We start from the raw sequence: 20,442 nt of genomic DNA, 5'->3' as shown, positions 1-20,442 counted from the left end.
GGACTTCCGGATTCTGCTTATCCATTGTGCCTTTAGAAGTAATAAATGCAATGATTCCCCCAGGCCGTACCTTATCCAGCGTTTTGGCAAAAAAGTAGTCATGGATAAGAAACTTATATTTATCATACTTTTTATCAGCTACTCCATAACTGCCAAAAGGTACATTTCCAATAGCAAGGTCGAAAAAGCTGTCCGGCAGATTCGTTTCCTCAAAACCTTGTACTGCAATGTTTGCCTGCTGATAAAGCTGTTTCGCGATCCTGCCTGAAATATTATCCAGTTCAATACCATACAGTTTAGAGTTTTTCATCCTGTCGGGGATAAGTCCAAAAAAGTTTCCTATACCACAGGCAGGCTCTAAAATGTTGCCCGTCTGAAAGCCCATGTTTGCTAGGCATTCGTATATAGCTTTGATGATAGCAGGAGAAGTAAAGTGAGCATTTAATGTGGATGCTCTTGCGGAAGCATATTCATCTGCATCAAGCAGTTCCTTCAACTCTATATATTCCTTTGACCACTGGCCGTTTTTTTCATCAAAGACCTGTGGCAAACCACCCCATCCTACATACCGGGACAGAACTTCCTGTTCTTCCGGTGTCGCAAGCCGGTTCTCTTCTTCAAGCTTATATAAAAGTCTGATAGCAGCAACATTCCAGGCATATTTGGTCTTTTGACCTCCATGCCCCAGCTCATCATCCGTGATATTAAAATTGATACGCTCCTGTTTTGGTTTTTCGTGCACAGGACTGACACTGAGTTTTGAAGTTTCGCTGCTTTCTGTCTTTCTCTTTTCAGGTTCTTTGAATTGTTCTAATATGCTCCTTACAAACTCGATGCTCTCACTGCGGAACGGAAAACTGTGCTCCGGGGCTGCCTTACGGCCCTGCAGTCCGCGATCATTTCATTATTCACTTTGTTCGCGAAGGGAGAGGAGTTTTCCAGTGCAGGGACAAGGTTTATAATATAGAAGCAGGACAAGGCTTTCTGATTTGTCCGGATGAAATTACATTTTATCAGGCTGACCTTATAGACCCCTGGAAGTATTCCTGGGTAGGCTTTCATGGATTTAAAGCAGAGTTGTATCTAAAACAGGCCGCTCTCTCCGCCGAAGCTCCTGTCTTCCGTTGTATGGATCCATCACAGCTTGAAGGCATATTTGATCAAATGATAAGCAAGACAGAGGAAAAAACTGTCCGGGAGCTGCGTCTTGTGGGGCTCCTGAATATCCTGCTGTCGAAGCTGATTGAGATCAATGGAGCCTGCAGACCTGGCCTTAATACAGAAAACATAAGTGAATCCTATATAACCAAGGCAATCCGTTATATGCACACCAATTATTCGAGACAGATAAGCATATCTGACATTGCACGTGATATTGGGCTTAATATCAGTTATCTCGGCATAATTTTCAAAAAGTACACCGGCTGCACTCCCCAGGAATACCTCATCCGGCTAAGGATAGCCAAAGCTTGCTCGCTAATGGCCAACCCGTCTCTATCCATCAGGAATATCTCCCATTCCGTGGGTTATGACGATGTATTTCACTTTTCCAAAATGTTCAAAAAGGTAAAAGGCCTCTGCCCGAGGGAATACAGAAAGATAAACGGGTAAAGGGCCTGTAGCAGCAGCATACCGGATCCGGCATTAAAGCTCAGGTATCGTCATAAAAGTTCACTGGCAAGCTTTGGTTCTCTGTTAATATAAACTACACTCCTTAACCGGCCAGTAATCAACGAACTTGCATAATCGTACCCGACTGAAATATCCTCTAAAAAGTGTGTATCGGCTCCAATCGTTATCTTAATTCCACCAACATCTTCGTATATCTTCAGTATCTCTTTGTCCGGCATAGCTTCAGAAAGCCCTTTGCGTAGCGACGAAGTATTAATTTCAAGCGCTATATCATACCTGTCTGAATTGCTTTTTCACAATACTCTGTCTTGCAATATAAATTGCATGTTACCTTTTCAATCGTAACGAATTGATTCTATCTTTTTTATGTCCATTTTTCCGCTATCCAAATTGAACTCATATTCACCTAATACAGATATATCATTTTCTGCACTCCATTCAAAATGGATAAGAATGACCGAAGAGGTTACCCAGTTTACAGCCTGAAAAATAGGCATAGGAACATTATCACTTGGCTTCGCCGCATTAGGACAGTCTTTTAAAATATCATTTATATCTGGAATAGTTATTACTGAGTAATCTTTTGTATCGATAATATCGGTCTTTACCCATTGCCTACCTGAATATGTTGCAGCCACAAACCTATTATCTTCAGACCACATAAACCCATTCATCAAGTAACTGTCATTGCTCCATAGTACATCCGCGTTTGAAGTGTTGATTATTCGCATTTCCTTAAGAGCGAACAGACCACTCGGTCCGTCTTGATACATTCCAACACTTTCTATACGAAGTTTTCCGTCACTCGAGGTTTTGGCTGCAAAAGTCGGAGTTGTGTAATATTGCACATACTCAGCTGTTTCTTTTCTGTAAAAATAGCGTTTTTCATTATTTGGGTTTATGGCAAAAGTATCTATGGGATATGTTTCATTATTATTTAACTTTCCAGAAACTACTATTTTATAAAACTTCTCACCATTAATCTCTACTGGAAAGGATATATCGAAATCTCTATTCCCTACTTCTTCAAAGTAAGATTCTATTACACTTTTAACAGCTGCTATTTCAGCTGCCTTATCTGTCTCTTCATTTACAGTTGATGTTTCAGTAGCATTGTCTGACTCTCCTTTAAGAGCTTGCGTTTCAGCTGTGTTAGCTTTCTCGCTTTCTGTTTCAAATGTAATGTTCTTCGTACATGCTGTCAACAAAATAATCAAGATTAATAATAGAACGTAGTTTTTTTTCATATTTAATCCTCCAACGATACAATACTTAGTACGGAATCATAACGTGCCTGGGATAGGCACTTAAATGTCTGCTACATGAATTTCATCATTCCCAGTTAATCTGATCAAAAATCCTTTTGAGTTTTTCCTGCCCGTTAACACTCCCATCCAGCCCATTCTGTCCTGGGCCGGATCCATAATCATAACCGGCTGCGGTTCCAAGAATCATACTATTACAATCATCTGTTGCAATATGAAGTGTTATTGTTGCTCCATCTTCACGGTTCAACAGCAGTAGTGCAGTATACGGGCAACCTCCGTATCCTGTGTATTTTGCGCCGGATAATAACTTCTCAAGCTCCTTAAGGCTGTCTCTGTCTTCAACAATCTGCACCGCTTCCTGAGAATCCCTATATAGCTTCATACGCATTTCAGCCCTGACAATATCATGTATTTCGGACAACTCCACCCATTCCCATGGGGTTTTCTCCATAACTAAATCCACAATCATATCATGGGTTTCAGAATCAACCAGTATGGCATTCCTGTCGTTCCATATATGAATGGCTTTCGTTCCATCATCAAGAAGGCACAATTCATAATTGTTTCCGTCAGTCAATATTATTGTTATACCTATACGCTTTAGAATTCTGCTCCTGAAATCATAATTTGTTCTCGTAATGTTACCGAGCCTGCTTTTTATCTCAGCGGCAAATGCTTCATCAATACTAATATACTCAGTCAAATGACTCCTGTTAATCCATATATCCGTACTGATATACGAACCCGCCTGGGGTATGAACAATGATGTCCCACGTGCTTTGGCCTGCTTCACATATTCAATAAAGGCCCGATTGCCAGAAAGCTGATAAGCTGCTAATTGGCTTATCCCGCTTGTATTATTCGAAGTATCCCCTACCGCAATATAAAAAATGTCATTTTCCCTGTAGTATGAAGCCTCAAGACCAAGGGGAAAACGACATATCTCTTTTTCTTTGGCATCTTGTAGAACCAATTGCTCCAGTTCAGAATCTGCCGGGCCGAACCTGTAGCCTACTGTATCTTCGGGCAGCCGTTTTGCATCACTCTTACAGGTAAGCAGCATATACCCGCTACCATTGTTTTCTATCCGCCCAATACCATGGTAATTATTCTGTATAATTTCAGGCAAGGTCTTTAGCATTGCCTCAATCTGTTCTTCAGTCATATATTTAAAATCACTTGTATCCAAAAGCTCTTCCATGGCGGCAGCATGTGCTGTCAGTTTACTAACATCATCATTTACGTTAGTTATATTTTCATTGACTGTATCAGCATCCTGCGTGAAATCATGATAACTACCGGTTATAATATCGTAGGACGGTTTGACGCTATAGAAGTAATCTTCTACCTTTTCAATCTTGATGCGCTTTTCAGCGATTATATCGCCATCTGCATTTAGAATGGATATTGTTACCACATTTTCACCGGCAGTTTCGTCCATGTCAATCGGAGACCAGTATACCGGCTCTCCTAATGTGGGATTAAATGATTTGCCATGGTCAGTGATTTGGCCGGTGCTTCTGTCCCATGTAAGGAGAGTGCCGTATTCTGTTGAACACTTTTTACTATAGTTGACATCATAAAGTGCTGCGTTCAAAGATACAACAATCCGCATCCCTGGAACCGACGACATGAACATGCTGTACTTTTCAGGAAATATATATATCTTAAAATATATGTCCTGCAAGAATTCTTTAAAATATTCTTTACTACCCGAATAATCCCACAGTTCTCTTTCAAAATACTGCTGCATTTCTGCTCTCTCAAACTGCACCTCCAGATTAACCGGTAGGATGTTAAATTTGACCCTATCAACATTTTCAATAAGTGAAAATAGGATGAGAGCATTATCCTGCAGTACAGATTTTACATTTATTATTATATCTTCACTTGATGCTTCAATATCTTCCAATCTATAATTTATGGTAATCCCATACGGACTGCTGTCTGTTGCAAGCTCAATGCCTTCCTTGTTTTTGCCATACGGCAGTTTTCCCAGCAGGTTGCTGACATTGCTGGCATCACCAATATATCTGCTTCTGTGTTCCAGTAGGCTGCTAAGAGTTTTTTCAGTCGCAATGGGCTTGTTCTTGCCGGTATCATCACTTATTCCGTTTGTTAAAAGAATACAGCCAAAAGCAATAAGTAAAAAGGCTGCAGCAAATCCTATCCATGCTTTGTTTTTTTTGAACTTCATTATTCCCTTTATTCTGCTTTTGATATTGCTTTCTCCGAATGCTAGCATTCCTCCATACAACAGTGCATTCTGCTTTGCTGCAATATTCAAAAGTGACTTTGCATACTCGCTTCGTATATCATTTTTATTTACTGATAAAACCCTGGCGTCACATGACATCTCCATATCCTTCTGAGACAATAGAAAGCTGAGCCATATTAGCGGATTGAACCAGTGAATGCTTAATGCCAGAACTGCCAGCAGTTTGGTAACATAATCAAGCCGCTTTATATGGACAAGCTCATGAGTAATCACATGCTTCAAATCCCTGATATCACATTTTTGAACAAAAGAAGCCGGAAGTATGATCCGCATTCTTGTAAGGCCGGTCACGACAGGCGTATCCAACATATCGGCAACACAAATTTCTGTTTTTCTATTCAAATTGAGATTTTTACTGCATTCTTCAAGCAATCCATTGTCATCAAATAAAACAGCTGTCTTAAGCTTTATGCTTGTTCTGATATATGCATATATACCAAGCCCCAGCAGTGCGAAAGTGACCAGCAGCCATATGTAGGCCATCACAGAGATCGGCGCTGTTTTGACGGGCGGGCGGACTTCATCGGTGTACGTATTCGCTTCAGCGTTAATATTTATTTTATTTTCTTCATTTTTGGAAAGATCACCTTCATATGTATTAAAGCCTGTTTCATTAATACCACCTACATCATCAAATGTGCCATGAGGTGTGCTTCTTTCCCCCAACTCAGCAGTACTTATTGCTTTGTCTATTGCAGTGACCGGGGATTCTACGATATTGAAGAGACTGAAGCTGGATTGTATTGAAAATGGTAATAAAAGCCTTATTAATACTATAGCCCACGCGGCATAGCTAAAAGTCCTGGGCAGTTTTCTTCCTGCCAATTGCCTTAATAAAAGTATTACAACCGCGGTTATTGAAGCCGTGATGCTCATTTTAATTATTGTTAAGAAAATATTTTCAAACATATTATTCTTCGGCCTCGCATTCTTCTATTATTCTTTTCAGCTCACAGATCTCATCAGCAGTAAGTTTCTCCTTCTTAAGAAATGTAGTGAAGAAAAGCTTCAGGGAGCCATCATAGAATTTGTCAATATGCTCGACACTCTCTGCCCGCAATACCTGTTCGCGCTCAACCAACGCATATACCACTGTGTCTTTATTTTCAATTATTCCTCTGTCACTGAGCCGTCTAATGACGGTATATGTGGTGGATTTCTTCCATCCAAGCTTTTCTTGCGCAAGCTCAACCAGCCTGGAGCTCTTCACCGGTGAATTCTCCCACACTATATCCATAAACTTGTATTCAGCGTCATATACTTTAATCTGTTCCATTATGAAAACACCTCTTAGTCTAATGTATTAAACTATTTTCAGTCTAACACATTAAACCACAGTTGTCAAATGGGTGTGACAGACCTTATAACATTCTAACATTAGACATGGGGACGGTTCTTCTGTCTAACTCCTCAGGATTTTGCTCGCTTTTATCCTTGTTCAAACCGGAATTCTGAATGTCCGATAAAAACAATATTCTGTCTTATCTAGTAATACCCATTATCCATGATTGTGTCCCTAAGGCATATAAAGCGAAGAATATTTTTTTCAATACAAATTAAACATCATAAAAACTGAAGATATTAAATTTAGATAACCATGTAGTAACCAACTCGGAAGAATAGAACCATTTGCATCTAAGTCCCTATTATTTCATTATTTCTTCGACATCAAGCAAACCTTCTCTACGTGGCTCGAGAGGATAGAATGAATATCATTTGAGAGTGCCCCATATCCATTGCGTTTTTATCACTGTAGATAGACGGGAACATATCCATTATTATGTAAGATATATAGAATCCGTTTTCATTGATATAAAGAATTTGGTTTGGCAATGGGTGAAATTTTTCTGTTTTCAAGTATCAGACTAATACTAAATATAATTTCAATTCCTATCATCATAATTGCAATCACATAAGGCTCAAAATTAACACCAATTATAAGGGATACAACGGGTATTAAGATAGCAAACACTATATAGGATTTAGACTTATATAGCCAACCATATGGTAGCAAATGTGCCCCAAAAATCATTGCAATTATCATTAGCATTTTTTCAGGTAATGTTGGATAAATCCAAATAGCAATTAATAAATATAACATTTGGTTTATAGAAAATAGAAATGCTTAAGATTCAATTCCATATTATAAACACCATCATAGTTGATTTCATCAAGCGCATTAAACACTTCATTCCAATCAATTACACCTGTCATAGGGATTTTATGTTGATCCTTCAATGTATCATTATCATTCAGATGTAAAACCGTGATTTTACTCCCCAACCTTCGGATAATTTCAGCCGGAGTAGGATTACCATAGCGCATGGCTTTATTTGAATGGCCTGTATCCATGCAAACAGCAAAATAATCCCTTAACTCTGCAACTTCATCTATTCGATTGTAGGCCTTTTCAAACTCTTCAATGTTACCAAAAAAATCACAACAATTAAAGACGACGGCATCGCCGAAGGTTTCAGTAGCAATTTTTATATCATTTTGTTTTGCAAAGGTTATTATTCTCGAAAACATGTCAAAGCTCAAGTCATGCATAAGAATTGGGTCGGGGTCTGCTCCCATAAAAATTGAAGTGCAATTGTGAATAACACAAACCGGCGCTCCGAGGGCTGCAGTTGCAAGGCAATCCAAACGAGAATTTTCTACCTTAACTCGTCACCTGTGAATCGGTGATAATGATTTGAATGAACAATGTATTTCAAGTCACAACGTTTTAGATCTCCTTATTTTTTTAGCCATATTCATCCTCTCAAACCCTGCTATATAATGGTTACAACCTCTAGCTAAGCTATTGGCCGGATTAACAATCAACACGGCTAAGCCTTACCATACACGCCGCCGTGATAACAATAATAGGCATTTGCTTTGAGCGACAGGAGCTTATTCATTGAGCTCTCAGCCTGGTTTAAATCTAGCGTAAACTGCGGGTTTGCAATCATGGGCCGTCCTTCCTCTAATACCATGGCATCCCCGGTAATAACAATAGAGTCTTTCTCCATAAAAAGCGAAATGTGCCCCGGGGTATGGCCCGGTGTGGCGATTATACGGCATCCTCCACACCAGTCCATTTTGTCACTATCATACAAAAATTCGTCCACCAAAACCGGCTCAACCCGACGCAGCATATCACAAAATGCCCTCCCGAAATCCTGCTGATCCGGCGGGAGCGTTTTCTGCATCTCTTCAGCCTGCTTAAGACGAAGCGGTTTATCCTGTGCTGAAATATAGGATGCTTCTGCCTGCGAGGAATATATCTTTAAATTGGGATTTAACCTTTTCAATGCGGCTGCCGCGCCCATATGATCGTGGTCGTGATGCGTCAGCACCAACCCGGTAAGCTGCTTCACATTCAACCCATATTGCGCCATTTCCTTTTCGAGTGTGGGAAGAGAGCCGATAAAGCCACAATCCACAAGCACAATATTCTTTCCATCCCACAGCAGCGTGGGATATACCGTGTTTACCATATCACTAAAAGAAGCTTTTATAACCAGTCTAATTATTTTATATTCCATAGGCACCTCCGTCCAGATTACCTGCATTTTTTTGAATCCTGTAGATGAAGTCCCTGCTTCGATTGGTTCAAATATATATTTTACACCTGTTTCCTTATGCAGTAAATGAATTTAATTGCCCACAAAAAAAACCCATATCGTCGTTTATATGGTAAAATTTAATAAGAATAAAAATTACGGGAGGTAGTTTATGGTACATAAGAAATTTGTCCTTAGTGATTTTATCTGCTCCCTGGATAAAAGCCTGTGCGATTACAGCCTTCAAGAGGCAGAAGGCAAAAAAACAATTTTGACCATTGCTTCCAATCCTGAAATAAATCAGGGAGTCTCCATAGTCCGTATCCATGTTCCCGGGGTTTCTTACGGGGAACATGTCGTACTGAACGCCATGGTAAAAAATATACAGGAAAGCTTCGGAACCGGCTTCTGCAATGTGGTGTTTTTTAAACAGGGGAAGCCTATGGTTAACAAACGGGAGGGTGGAGTTCCATATGATAGCGGGGCATGCCAGTTTTACGGTCACGGCTTGAAGGATTACCAGTACCATTTTACCGTCCCCTATGGTGTGGACAGCATGGAAATTTACATCGCTTGCAAAAACAACGGAATACTCCATATAGAAAACCTGGAGGCCTGTATTTGTGATTCTCTTCCTCTCCTCCATTCACACAGCCAAAGCCCGAAATGCGTTGCCCATCTCGGTATGATCGGCTACGCGCCACGGAACACAATGCCGGCATTTTACCTGGCCAAAAGGGCCGGATACAGAGAATGCGTCACCAATACCAATTACACTGCCGACGGACACATAGTCGCCCTGCACAATGATGAAATTGACGAAACCTCCAACGGCACAGGCTGTATTCATGATATGACCCTTGCACAGGTTAGGCAGTACGATTTCGGAGGATATGTGGACGAGGTATATCAGGGCACGGAGATCCCCCTTCTGGAAGAAGTCTTGAAATTCATGTCCAAAAGCGGGCTTCGACCGGTCCTGCGTTTAACTCACCACTTTACAGGAGAAAAAGTCCATTATCTGCATCAAATCCACCGTATGGTGAAAAGCTTAGGGCTGGACGGCCGTTGCACCGCCAAAGCCTTTGACAAAAGAGTCCTGGAAGAACTGAGTAAAATTGCCGGGGATGATTTCAGATACGGATACTGCTGTAAGGGGTATAGCAAGGAAGACATCCCCTGGATCAAAAAGCTGGGCCGGGATGTATATTTTGACATCCGGTATAAAGATATTACGGAAGAAGGCGTGCACACTGCCATTGATAACGGTATTGCGGTGGAGACCTGGATTATCAACGATTTTGAGTCCATCGTGAAACTAATGGAAATGGGAGTGACCGGATTCACCACCGATTTTTATTGCCTGGACGGCTGTATGTATTGAGTTTAATGTCACGGGGACGTTATGTTTGTCACAATTTTGCCATGTGCCAAACAAAACGTCCCCGTGGATCTATAAATGTTTGCTTCCTTTATCTCATTGTTAAAATTTACTCAATAAACTCAATCTATTCCTTCTTAATCCTTCTACTGAATTAGATCATCATTTCCTACTTTTTACCCGAACTTTCCGTTGAGTCTGTCAATGGAAATTCATAGGTTCTCACCTGTCCATCAATCTCTTCCAGTGTCATTCTTAATTTATCCGCCAATTCTTCACGGCTGTATGATTCTCCATCACCTCTTGTAAATACAGTAGGTTCTTTGTAATCCTCTTTCTCTTTACTTATTGCTGTATGAATTCCGTTTTCCACCCTGCCAGATATTCTTGTAGAGTTTGTCAATGGAAATTCATAGGTTCTCACCTGTCCATCAATCTCTTCCAGTGTCATTCTTAATTTATCCGCCAATTCTTCACGGCTGTATGATTCTCCATCACCTTTTGCAAATACAGTAGGTTCTTTGCCATCCTTTAACCACTTGTTTTCCATTGCAAAAGCACTTCCACCGACCAAAGCTATTGAGCAAATCGATCCCAAAATTAATACAGTAATTTTTTTCTTTCCTTTCATATCTCATACCTCCAAGTTTTTTTTGAGGAAGGATTTTTCCTCTGCTAATAACATATCTAAATACAATGTAGCTCATATGAAGCCAATGTGAAGTTTCCATGAACCTTTAAGTATTATTTCATTTTACAAATTCACATCTGAACAAAACACCTTGCTCCAGGTTTCTAATTGAATAGTTAATGGATAACGCTTCAAATACCTTTTTGACAAGGTATAAACCAAGTCCACTGCCTCCCTTGTTTTTATTTCCCGATTTGTCCAATCGGAAAAATGGATCAAATATTTTTTCCATTTGCTCTTCCGGAATCTGAGTGCCAGTATTTAAGACACTCAGATTGATCAAACCCGTATCTCCATTCTCTTTTAATTTAATAATTACTTTCTCTCCCGGATTGGAATATATAACTCCATTGTGAATGATATTATAAACTGCTTTTTCTATTAAATTTTTATCTGTTTCTATTCTCACATTCTCTTTAATTTCTGAAATAATACCAATGTTTTTCTGTTCGGCAAAAAATTCAACCTTATTAATTACAGTACATATTAGATCAGACAGATCAATATCCTCTTTCTCTGGCAAAAATTCATGTTGTTCAAGCTTGGCGATTTGTAAAATCTCTTGTATTAATCCTTCCATAACTTCCAAGATTTCAAATGATCTTCTTAAATATTTGTTTTTGTCCTTATAAACTCCAAACCCATGAATCATCCCTTCCAATTGTCCTTTAACAGCTGTAAGAGGTGACTTCAATTCATGAGAAATCATTGCAAACAATTCACGGCGCTTTTCCTCTATTTCCTTTCTCCTGATTAATTCGACTGTTAGTTGTTCATTAACCTTATGCAAATCTTTCATTGTACGTTGTAGATTGGCTGACATTTCATTTAAGCTATTTGACAATTGTCCTATTTCATCAGATGAAGAATAATGGTCTATAGTTACAAACTCTAAATCAGCCATTTTCTTGGCTGCTGTATTAATGCGAATTAATGGTCTGGAAATAATCTTGGAGTAAAAAAAAGCTCCGGTTGCAGAAATAAGTAATATAATAATCCCAATGTAAGGTACAAATAATACCAGTACACGGGAAGCTTCATCAACCGGCTGTAGTGTTGCACTAATATTGAGGGTTAGATTTTGATCTGCAAAGTTAATGGGTATCACACGGTTGTATGCATTGATAGAGGTATTTAATGATCCCGTTCTTACAGTTGGAGGATTTCCTGATGCTTTATCATTTTTTTCATCAGTTTCATAATACGGAAAAACATGATTGCTTAATATCTTAATTTCCATTGAAATATTGTTCACCCTGGTTGACTGAATAGTAGATACGTATGCAACATTACCTGCACTATCATACAATATTATAGATGAGTTGGTCTTATGCGCCAGGTCGTCTATGAAAGGCTTGGCTTCATGAAAAGATAAATGCTCCGTGTCCTTCAGTAATTTCTCCACACCATCATTCAATTGCCCAAGTCTATTTCTTTCATAGAATGAAGGAAGAAAGAAATATATTGCAGAACAAATACATGTAGCAGAAATGATAATCAATAGCAATGTAATAAGAAAAATTTTATAGGTTATGCTTTTACCACGGACAAAGGGAAATCTCCTAATCATCTATTTTATAGCCTACCCCCTTTATAGTTCTAATATATTTCAGATTGAGTTTCTTTCGTATATTTTTAATATGTGTATCTATGAGCCTTGTATCTCCATAAAAATCGTAACCCCAAATATTATCCAGCAAACTTTCCCTTGTTATAACCTTTCCCCGGTTTATAAGAAGTGTTTGGAGAATCTTGAATTCTTTAGTAGTTAGTATTCTTTCTTCACCGTTTACATAAACTCTGTATGCATCACAATCCATTCGAAGCTCGTTAAATTCGATTATCTTTGATACCGCTTTATCAGAACAGCATCTTCTTAATACAGCCTCTACTCTTTTGATTAGAATATCAAAAGAGAATGGCTTTTTAATATAGTCATCAATTCCTAGATCGAAACCTTTAATCTGATCCTGTTCTTCCCCAAGTGCGGTCAACATAATAATAGGTACATCTGATTTCGCCCGTATTGCTTTGGCCACTTCATAACCACTTAAAATCGGCATCATTATATCTAAGATGACAAGATTAAACACCAGTTCATTAAACTGCTTAAGTCCTTCCAAACCATCTGATGCAGTAGTCACCAAATAATCCTTTGCTAATAAAAATTCTCTTATTACTTCTTGAATATCTTGATCATCTTCAATAACAAGAACATGATTTACCATGTTCGATCCCACCTTCTCATCTATTTTTTCTACTATTTAGGTAAAGTTGTTTTCTGGAAATCTATTTCCGAATTTACTCTATATAATATCAATATAGTTTGAAGATACTGTGAAGTTTTTGTAAATTAGATATGCAATTCAGATCAATTTTATCTTTTTAAATTGTCATTTTTTGACGCACCGAGGGTATCTTGCATGCTTCATTCAGCGCGATTCCATTCTATCAACACCACCGCCTCAATGTGGCTTAAGTTGATGGAATTGCTATCTTGGGCCGTTCGCTTACTTCATGCAGATTCGCAATAATTCATCACTCAGAGTGCGGCGTCCTTTTTCACCAAAATCCAATTCAGTTTTTACAAAATCACATATCAGTAAATTTTCATGATTTCTGTTACACTCAGCAATCACCTGCCCGGATTTTCCGATGAACATCGTAGGAGCTGTCTGAAATGGTGCAATAGCGTTTACCGAAAGTATTGGGCAAACGTTTTCTACTGCTCTGGTTTGCAAATGTGCTTTTAGTAAATTATATCTCTCGGAATTGTTATTATCAGAAACATCGTAAAACAGAATAACATTTAAATCCGTATTTTCCCGGTATAATTCTCTGAAATACTCAGGAAATCGCACTTCAAAGCATATCCGTATTCCGACAGTAATACCGTTGATATTGAACACACCATGATTATTACCTTTAACGAAGTTCTTTTCGTCCCAGCCCCATAGGGCTCGTTTATCATACGATGCCATTGGCATACCCGGACGAAAAACAACGGCTCTGTTATAAATGGAATTACCTTCTCTACATATCGTACCAACAACAAAACTTATCTCAGTTTCATCGGAAATGGTTTGCAGTTCACCAAGCAGGCTATCTACCAGCTTAAAATCAACAGAGTTTGTGCTTGGAATACTCAGTGGAGGGTATCCTGTTAAACAGCATTCCGGGAACACCAGCAGGCTAACTCCCTGATGACTGGCTTCATATATCGCTTTTTTGATAGTACTATAATTTTGTTGAATATCACCAGAAACTGCAAATTGATACGCAGCAATTTTCATAGTAGGTCCCCTTTACATCATGTACCTCTAGTTATTGTTCATATTGATATGGAACATATGGTAAAATCGCCCATATAACAATTATACCTGATTGGCGATACCACAGCAATCTCGAAAGCCTACAGAAAAGGTCCATCTTTAATCGATTCCTATCGGGCCAATATAAGTAACCAGAATTCTACAGGTGTTCTTTATCCCGCAGCTATTTATAGATGTCTCCAAAATTGAACAAAATATGGAAGTGCAATCTCCGGTTCCTCCAGATCTTTTGCCCAGATTTTTTCCCATTTAAAGGTAACCCAACCTTTAAAATTTTCTCCTCCAAAGGTATCATAAATCTCACCAATGGGTACATCTCCCTTTCCAGGAAGGACATCGGTATATTCTGAGTCTCTCAATTTCACATCAGCTATGTACAATTGTTTTGTAAAAGGCCGGACTGCGTTACATACCTCATTCAAATTCTCATTTCCAATTACGCTATGTTCAGGCGAAAATGCCATGCCCAATCTTGGACTGCCGACCTTTGTAATAATTTCTGCAAGTTCAAGGGCCGTAACTTTCTTCCTGTGATTTTGTAAAATAATACTTACTCCAGACTTATCTTTGTCCAGAATTTCTGCCAGCATTTCCACCGCTCGATGGATATAACCGTAAGAATCATCAAACTGTTTCGGACTGCTAAGCCATATTCTTATAGACGGCGAACCAAGTTCAAAAGAAATATCCAGGCACCTGTAAATTTCATCCCTAAACTTTTCCCAGCAAGAAGGCTCCTTTTTATCAAGTTCTGCGTAACAAAGCAAACCGGAAGGCAGGATACCTTCAGTATCAAAAATGTTTCTTAGCTCCCGGATTGCTTTAATAGAAGAATCCATTTGCAATTCGCTTTTATATGATCCCAAACGCATATCCACTCCCTGATATCCATACCTTTTAGCCATTTGTATAACTTCAACACTGCTTCTGTCCGGTGTGGCCATAGTGGTAAAACTCAGCTTTGCCATTGTTCGGTTCTCCTTTCGCATAGTCTTTATATGAGGCTCATCTGGGTGTCATCCGCCTATATTTTTCAGCACTTATCTCTTCTTTAAGAGGTTCACCTTTGATATATCTTTCCATATCCTCTATAACAGTAAGGGCTAGCCTTTTCTTCCAATAGCTGGAGAAGGAACCTATGTGGGGCATGCACAACACGTTCGGCAATTTCAGGAGTGGATGCTCTTTGGGCAGAGGCTCGGTCTCATACACATCAAGGGCCGCATAGATCCTTTGCTTTTCAAGTTCTTCCACCAATGCCTTTTCATCAATTATCGGGCCTCTTGACGTATTTACAAGCAGTGCCCCATCCTGAATCAGCTGAAGTTCTTTTCTTCTCAGCATTCCTTTTGTAGAAGGCGTTAGTGTATTGTGAAGAGAAATGATGCTGCTGTTTTTCAACAATTCCTCAAGACTGCACAATTCTACCCCCAGCTCCTCTGCTTCCTTGGCCGGACAATAGGAAGAATACATCAGAATCCTGGGATGAAAAGGTTTTATTAATCTGATGACTTCTTTTGATATATCACCACAGCCAATCAATCCGACGGTTTGACCATAAAGACCCATAACCGTTTCTTTCCGGTTTCTCCATAGCCCCTCCTTCATCTGTACAATAAATCCATGCATATCCCATGAACCTGCCAGCATCAACGCCACCGTGACCTCAGCGGTGGATTTTGCCAAAGCTGAATTAGCATTTGCCACTATAATGTTGTTGTCAATAAAAAATGTGCAAAAAAGGCGGAGAAATTTGAGCAGGCTAATAAGCACTATGATATTAAATTTTATGGGCGGAAAAGTGAGAGCAGTTTCGGGCGGAGACTGATCTCACTTTAGTTTTTTTACGGACAGTTATTCTAATTAGTCTATAGACTCTGTATCATCTTCTACAGCATCATCCTTAGTGGCTTCCATAGTTGCTGATTTTCTGGGCCTTCCACGCTTGACTGTATGGGATGTAAAGCCTTCACGTTCTCGCATTCGATAGCTGTCTCCATTAATCACAATGAAATTACAGTGATGGACAAACCTATCTAAAATAGCTGTAGCCAGAACCGGGTCAAAGAGTATCTTACCCCATTCCTCAAATGTTTTGTTAGAAGTGATTATGGTGGAACGCTGCTCATATCGTTTAGCAATTACTTCATAAAAATCGTCCACACTTGTTTGATTTAATTTGCGGAGCCCAAGCTCGTCCACAATAAGCAGATCAGGCTGTACATATTTTCTTAGTCGTTGCTGAAATGAATTATCAGCCCGTGACATATACAGATCTTCCAGCATATCATTCAAAGTGGCAAAAAGCACAGTGTACCCTTGTGTAACAGCCTTGACTCCAATTGCAATTGCTAAGTGGGTTTTACCGGTTCCGGGAGGTCCAATAAATGCAATATTCTCTTTCTTTCGTATGAACTCGCAGGTACCCAGATGATAAATAGTCTGACGGTTAATACTTGGTTGATAGTTGAAATTAAATTCTTCCATGGTTTTATGCTGTGGGAACTTTGCCTTCTGTAACCGCTTATGGTTTCCGTTGTTTGCCCGGTTCAGTAATTCGTCGTTGATCAAGATTTCTAAGAACTCCTGGTATGCTAGCTTTTCTCGTATGGCCTGTTCTATTCGCATGTCTGCTGTTTTGATGATCCCTGAAAAATGCAGCTTCTTGAGTTTACCTTGGAGTGCATCATTCATGTCCAATCACCCCCAAAACCGCCATCTGGTCGTACTGAGACAAATCTCTGGTTATCTCCGTTGGCTCATTATCTGCTGCTGCAATACCATCATTTCTATCATCCACTGGCAATCCAATAAGGCCACGCTCACATATTTTTTTTACTGTACCATAAGTGATTGAGTTGTAGTAAAGTGCTCGACGGCAGGCTTGGTCGATAACATTGTTTTCATATTTCTTTCTAAGCGCCAAAACTCCAGAAATATTATGATGAATGAACTTACCTGATATTGCTTTACGGCGGAAAGCATAGAAAAATTCCAGCGCATATGTACCAATCTGCCGCATTTCAAGTTCTTGTCTTGACAAAATCTGCTCAGATGTAATATTCTTGGATTCAGGATAATGTGATGTATTTGTTATGTATTGGCCCTTCAGCCCTTGGCAAAGGTTATGAAGGGCAATTTCTTCGTTTTTGAAAAACACCTTGAGTAAGTTATTGATTTCAACTACATCGACCTCCATTCCGACATATGCATGGGGAACGGAGTAGTAATTTCCTCCATATGCAATATGACAATTAGGATTAACAACTGCACGAGTCGTCTTCGAAAAGATGAAGTCTTCTGTAGGCAGCTTTAAAAGTTTACGTTTTTCTTCCGCTTCAAACAGCTCTGCAGGCACCTTCTTTGTAGTACCATGTATGCGCTTGTTGGCAATATTCGATATCCATGTCTTTAAGAAAGCCCTGGCATCTTCGATATCCTTAAAATCCCTTCCTTTGAAGCAGTTGTCCTTCACATATTTGACATTGGACTCTACCTTCCCTTTGTCTGTAGGAGTATAAACCCTACATGGCTGAGCGTAGAAACCATAGTGTGCAGCAAATGCGGCATAGGTACGTTGAAGCACAGGCTCGTAAAAGTCTGCTTCTACTACAGCTGCTTTGAGGTTATCAATCTTAACAGTCTCCGGAACTCCTCCAAAGAAGTGGAATGCATCAATATGTGCTTGTATGAAGGACTTCACCGACTGGTCAAATACAATGCTGGCATACATGTATCTGGAGTAACTTAAAGACATTATGAATACCCATGCTTTTTTAGGCTTCCCATTAACTTTGATTGTGCCAATGTATCCGAAGTCTACCTGTGCTTCTTCGCCAGGCAGTGCTATGAGGACCATATATGACTTCTGGGTATTTCCTAATATTTTACGGGCATAATCTTTAACGGTGGTGTAACTCCCCTGGTAGTTAAATTCACGGATCAGATCCTGGTATATGCGTTGTCTTGATAGGCCTTTGTTTAACTGAATTTCAATATACTCCCGATACTCATCCAACATGGATGGATGTGGTTTCTTTTTAAGCTGCGTTTCCCCCCTCTCATCACTTTGAATAACTTTTCTTACTGTGTTTCTACTTATGCCTAATGTTCTTGCGATTTGGGATTGGCTTATCCCTTTTTTGTGCAGCGTTTTAATCGTAGTTTGCATCGCTACCTCCAACATAAAAAATTTCCCCTTTCGGGGGAGCCACCAAACAAATATTATACAATACCTGCTCAAATTTCTCCGCCGAAAATGGTCAATTTAATTATGCCGCTAACACTATAATCCCTTTATTGAATATACTTTCATCCACAATCGGTATTACCGTACCCGCAGCATGTCCAATAAACCTAAGCTTTGAAGCACGCTCCAGCACCTCGGAAGTAAATTTCGGAGAGCCCCAGGAAGTAATGCATGCATCGAAACCGCCAATATCCTCCATCAACTGCTCCACTTCATATTTTTTATCTTCCTCCACCCAGTAAATCTCAGAAAGTGCTTCAAGCTTTTTTACTACCTCAGGCGGAAAAATGAGCTTTTTAAATTTTTATTCCAAACAGTGACCAATGTTTTCATTTTATACCATTCCCTTGCTTATATATTATCATGTTCCAAAGATAAATAGACATAAATTTTTCTGCTCTCTGACCGGAGGTCCGCCAGCTTGTATTCACCGTTACGGTTTCCAAGCAGGTCCTCTTCCATGTGGAGACTACCATCTGAACTGACAATGTACACATCATTCCCAAGCTTCACCTGTATTCTTTCTTCACCTTTCACCAGGCTGGCTTTATCTCTTCCGTTGGTGACAAACAAAGGAACCGCATAATGTATCCTTTCAACCTTCGGTTCAATAAGTTCGGCTTCAATACTTATCCCTTCACCGTCCAGTACATAGCTTTCTTTGATTCCCCGGCAGCCTTCAAATACATCACCGGTATATGTCAGTGCAAAAACTACCTTTTCGGTGTCGGAACTACTTATAGACAGATGATGTTCCAAACCTTCATTGAGTTCAGAAAGGTAGTGTATTTTTCCATCTTCACTTTCCCAGCCGGGACATATGGAGGCATTCTTTTTTAGCAATCTGTCAGGCAGACGGTAATTCGGTGTGGCTGTGAAGGGCATAGATAGTGCAAGTTCTGTGGGAAATCCGGTTTTGTGGAATCTTCCGAGACCGGTGGAATCGTAGTGAAAATCAGCTGCAGTATCGATTTCGATGAAATTTCCGCGGCAGTTTGCAAAAATCTTGTGGAATGCCCTGGAGGTTTCAAAAACATAACCTCCTGTCTCAGCCGGACAGGGATATTCCTCGATGCTGTCGTCGGAGGCCAAAAATGCAATGTAAATGAAACAGCCCAGAGTCACCATATACTTGTCATAGTATCCATAATCTTCTGTGCCGTATTTTGACTCAAGGGGATAAAAATTCTTGATATGCCTCGGCGGCTCTGTCTCTTTCAGCCACCGCTGGATAGCCTTTATACTTAAATGGCCGCAGCGTTTGAACATTCCGGCAGTTTTCAAATCCCCGAGGTTTTTATATCTCTTGGCCTCATATTCACAGTTTGCAGCAATCAGGGCTTCATTAAACAGAAATTGATTGCTACGTCCGCCATAAGGAAGTTCAAAGGCGGAAGACTGCATGAACAAAGTATATAGACCTGCCTTTTTAAGCCTTAAGTCTATTTGTTCAAAATACTTGCCTCTATACCCGTATTCCAGCATGATCTGAATCTGGCAACGGGTGGTCAAATCATAAAGTATGGGACAGTTTGGATCCTTGTACATTCCACTTTCATCAAAACGGCATAACTGTTCCGGCCAGTGCCGGTCAAAATATCCGTCGGTACAGGTTAAACCTTCCGTTTCACGCAAATACTCCCCTACCATGTTGTAAATATTGATATTGTGCAGATGTTTTCTGCTTTCCTCATCCCGGATGACAAAATAGTAGTTATTATACGGATCTACCTTTCGGAGCAGTTCCAGCCCTCCACGCCTCAATGTAGATGCCATTCTTGCTTCCTTTACCGGGTCAATCGGGATGAACCTTGCAAATGGCTTTGCTAACGGCATAATTATTCTGTTTACTAGCTTCTGGCTTGATTTTTCCTTTTCAGCCTGCAAGATTTTGATGTTCTTTTTCATACTCAGCTTCGGGATTTTAAGAAGCTGCCTGCATATTAAAAAGCCTGCCGAAGTCAGCAGGACAAATATAATAAACTGATAAAACAAAGGAAAACCTCCTTATCTGTTTGACGGTTTAGTAGCCTTCATCACATAAAAGGCTGTAGCGAGAGCTG

General features: G+C 39.8%; 17 protein-coding genes and 1 pseudogene. 2 read left to right on the top strand and 16 right to left on the bottom strand.

Features of this window, described 5'->3' with window-relative positions; genetic code table 11:
- A pseudogene (locus GXX20_06850) lies at positions 1–856 on the bottom strand (SAM-dependent DNA methyltransferase).
- On the opposite strand from GXX20_06850, the gene GXX20_06845 reads away from it, so the two are divergent.
- Positions 805–1,611: an AraC family transcriptional regulator gene (locus GXX20_06845; protein ID HHW31377.1), complete on the top strand. Its 807-nt coding sequence runs from the start codon at positions 805–807 to the stop codon at positions 1,609–1,611. The pseudogene GXX20_06850 and the gene GXX20_06845 sit on opposite strands and share 52 nt — an antisense overlap.
- Before the next feature lie 356 nt (positions 1,612–1,967).
- Here the strand turns inward: GXX20_06845 and GXX20_06840 are convergent, their stop codons facing one another.
- The 5 genes from GXX20_06840 to GXX20_06820 form a co-directional block, all read right to left on the bottom strand.
- A complete protein-coding gene (locus GXX20_06840; protein ID HHW31376.1) occupies positions 1,968–2,879 on the bottom strand; it encodes a hypothetical protein in 912 nt (303 codons plus the stop codon).
- Between the two features lie 85 nt (positions 2,880–2,964).
- Complete coding sequence (locus GXX20_06835; GenBank protein HHW31375.1) at positions 2,965–6,087, bottom strand: DUF4825 domain-containing protein; 3,123 nt, start codon at positions 6,085–6,087, stop codon at positions 2,965–2,967.
- A 1-nt stretch (position 6,088) separates the two neighbouring features.
- The gene (locus tag GXX20_06830) at positions 6,089–6,454 is read right to left on the bottom strand and encodes a BlaI/MecI/CopY family transcriptional regulator (protein HHW31374.1); all 366 of its coding nucleotides are present in this window, start codon (positions 6,452–6,454) and stop codon (positions 6,089–6,091) included.
- An 830-nt stretch (positions 6,455–7,284) separates the two neighbouring features.
- Positions 7,285–7,824, bottom strand: a complete 540-nt coding sequence (locus GXX20_06825; GenBank protein HHW31373.1) for a sugar phosphate isomerase/epimerase — start codon at positions 7,822–7,824, stop codon at positions 7,285–7,287.
- A 185-nt stretch (positions 7,825–8,009) separates the two neighbouring features.
- The gene (locus GXX20_06820) at positions 8,010–8,708 is read right to left on the bottom strand and encodes an MBL fold metallo-hydrolase (GenBank protein ID HHW31372.1); all 699 of its coding nucleotides are present in this window, start codon (positions 8,706–8,708) and stop codon (positions 8,010–8,012) included.
- A gap of 190 nt (positions 8,709–8,898) precedes the next feature.
- Here GXX20_06820 and GXX20_06815 point away from each other — a divergent pair, with 190 nt between their 5' ends.
- The gene (locus tag GXX20_06815) at positions 8,899–10,110 is read left to right on the top strand and encodes a hypothetical protein (GenBank protein ID HHW31371.1); all 1,212 of its coding nucleotides are present in this window, start codon (positions 8,899–8,901) and stop codon (positions 10,108–10,110) included.
- 166 nt (positions 10,111–10,276) lie between these two features.
- Here the strand turns inward: GXX20_06815 and GXX20_06810 are convergent, their stop codons facing one another.
- The 10 genes from GXX20_06810 to GXX20_06765 form a co-directional block, all read right to left on the bottom strand.
- The gene (locus tag GXX20_06810) at positions 10,277–10,738 is read right to left on the bottom strand and encodes a hypothetical protein (GenBank protein HHW31370.1); all 462 of its coding nucleotides are present in this window, start codon (positions 10,736–10,738) and stop codon (positions 10,277–10,279) included.
- 118 nt (positions 10,739–10,856) lie between these two features.
- Positions 10,857–12,368 carry a HAMP domain-containing histidine kinase gene (locus tag GXX20_06805; GenBank protein HHW31369.1) on the bottom strand — a complete coding sequence of 504 codons (1,512 nt, stop codon included), beginning with the start codon at positions 12,366–12,368 and terminating at the stop codon, positions 10,857–10,859.
- A complete protein-coding gene (locus GXX20_06800) occupies positions 12,361–13,026 on the bottom strand; it encodes a response regulator transcription factor (GenBank protein HHW31368.1) in 666 nt (221 codons plus the stop codon). The genes GXX20_06805 and GXX20_06800 overlap by 8 nt, the downstream gene beginning before the upstream one ends.
- A gap of 282 nt (positions 13,027–13,308) precedes the next feature.
- A complete protein-coding gene (locus GXX20_06795; protein HHW31367.1) occupies positions 13,309–14,091 on the bottom strand; it encodes a carbon-nitrogen hydrolase family protein in 783 nt (260 codons plus the stop codon).
- A 206-nt stretch (positions 14,092–14,297) separates the two neighbouring features.
- A complete protein-coding gene (locus tag GXX20_06790; protein ID HHW31366.1) occupies positions 14,298–15,098 on the bottom strand; it encodes a sugar phosphate isomerase/epimerase in 801 nt (266 codons plus the stop codon).
- Between the two features lie 37 nt (positions 15,099–15,135).
- On the bottom strand, positions 15,136–15,780 hold the full coding sequence (locus GXX20_06785; GenBank protein HHW31365.1) for a hypothetical protein: 645 nt from the start codon (positions 15,778–15,780) through the stop codon (positions 15,136–15,138).
- Positions 15,781–15,993: 213 nt separating this feature from the next.
- Positions 15,994–16,824, bottom strand: a complete 831-nt coding sequence (locus GXX20_06780) for an ATP-binding protein (protein HHW31364.1) — start codon at positions 16,822–16,824, stop codon at positions 15,994–15,996.
- Entirely contained in the window at positions 16,817–18,301 is a 1,485-nt protein-coding gene (locus GXX20_06775) for an IS21 family transposase (GenBank protein HHW31363.1), read from the bottom strand. The genes GXX20_06780 and GXX20_06775 overlap by 8 nt, the downstream gene beginning before the upstream one ends.
- 100 nt (positions 18,302–18,401) lie before the next feature.
- On the bottom strand, positions 18,402–18,614 hold the full coding sequence (locus GXX20_06770) for a hypothetical protein (GenBank protein ID HHW31362.1): 213 nt from the start codon (positions 18,612–18,614) through the stop codon (positions 18,402–18,404).
- 116 nt (positions 18,615–18,730) lie between these two features.
- Complete coding sequence (locus GXX20_06765) at positions 18,731–20,374, bottom strand: hypothetical protein (protein ID HHW31361.1); 1,644 nt, start codon at positions 20,372–20,374, stop codon at positions 18,731–18,733.
- Positions 20,375–20,442 lie beyond the last annotated feature (68 nt).

This window comes from Clostridiaceae bacterium (assembly GCA_012840395.1).
Lineage (GTDB): Bacteria > Bacillota > Clostridia > Acetivibrionales > DULL01 > DULL01.
This window is presented reverse-complemented; position numbering and strand designations above follow the sequence as displayed.

Coding starts and splice junctions, on each gene's coding strand:
- GXX20_06835 (HHW31375.1), bottom strand. CDS start 6,087: ATGTTTGAAAATATTTTCTTAACAATAATTAAAATGAGCATCACGGCT.
- GXX20_06805 (HHW31369.1), bottom strand. CDS start 12,368: ATGATTAGGAGATTTCCCTTTGTCCGTGGTAAAAGCATAACCTATAAA.
- GXX20_06800 (HHW31368.1), bottom strand. CDS start 13,026: ATGGTAAATCATGTTCTTGTTATTGAAGATGATCAAGATATTCAAGAA.
- GXX20_06775 (HHW31363.1), bottom strand. CDS start 18,301: ATGCAAACTACGATTAAAACGCTGCACAAAAAAGGGATAAGCCAATCC.
- GXX20_06810 (HHW31370.1), bottom strand. CDS start 10,738: ATGAAAGGAAAGAAAAAAATTACTGTATTAATTTTGGGATCGATTTGC.
- GXX20_06785 (HHW31365.1), bottom strand. CDS start 15,780: ATGCTGGCAGGTTCATGGGATATGCATGGATTTATTGTACAGATGAAG.
- GXX20_06780 (HHW31364.1), bottom strand. CDS start 16,824: ATGAATGATGCACTCCAAGGTAAACTCAAGAAGCTGCATTTTTCAGGG.
- GXX20_06790 (HHW31366.1), bottom strand. CDS start 15,098: ATGGCAAAGCTGAGTTTTACCACTATGGCCACACCGGACAGAAGCAGT.
- GXX20_06815 (HHW31371.1), top strand. CDS start 8,899: ATGGTACATAAGAAATTTGTCCTTAGTGATTTTATCTGCTCCCTGGAT.
- GXX20_06820 (HHW31372.1), bottom strand. CDS start 8,708: ATGGAATATAAAATAATTAGACTGGTTATAAAAGCTTCTTTTAGTGAT.
- GXX20_06840 (HHW31376.1), bottom strand. CDS start 2,879: ATGAAAAAAAACTACGTTCTATTATTAATCTTGATTATTTTGTTGACA.
- GXX20_06795 (HHW31367.1), bottom strand. CDS start 14,091: ATGAAAATTGCTGCGTATCAATTTGCAGTTTCTGGTGATATTCAACAA.
- GXX20_06830 (HHW31374.1), bottom strand. CDS start 6,454: ATGGAACAGATTAAAGTATATGACGCTGAATACAAGTTTATGGATATA.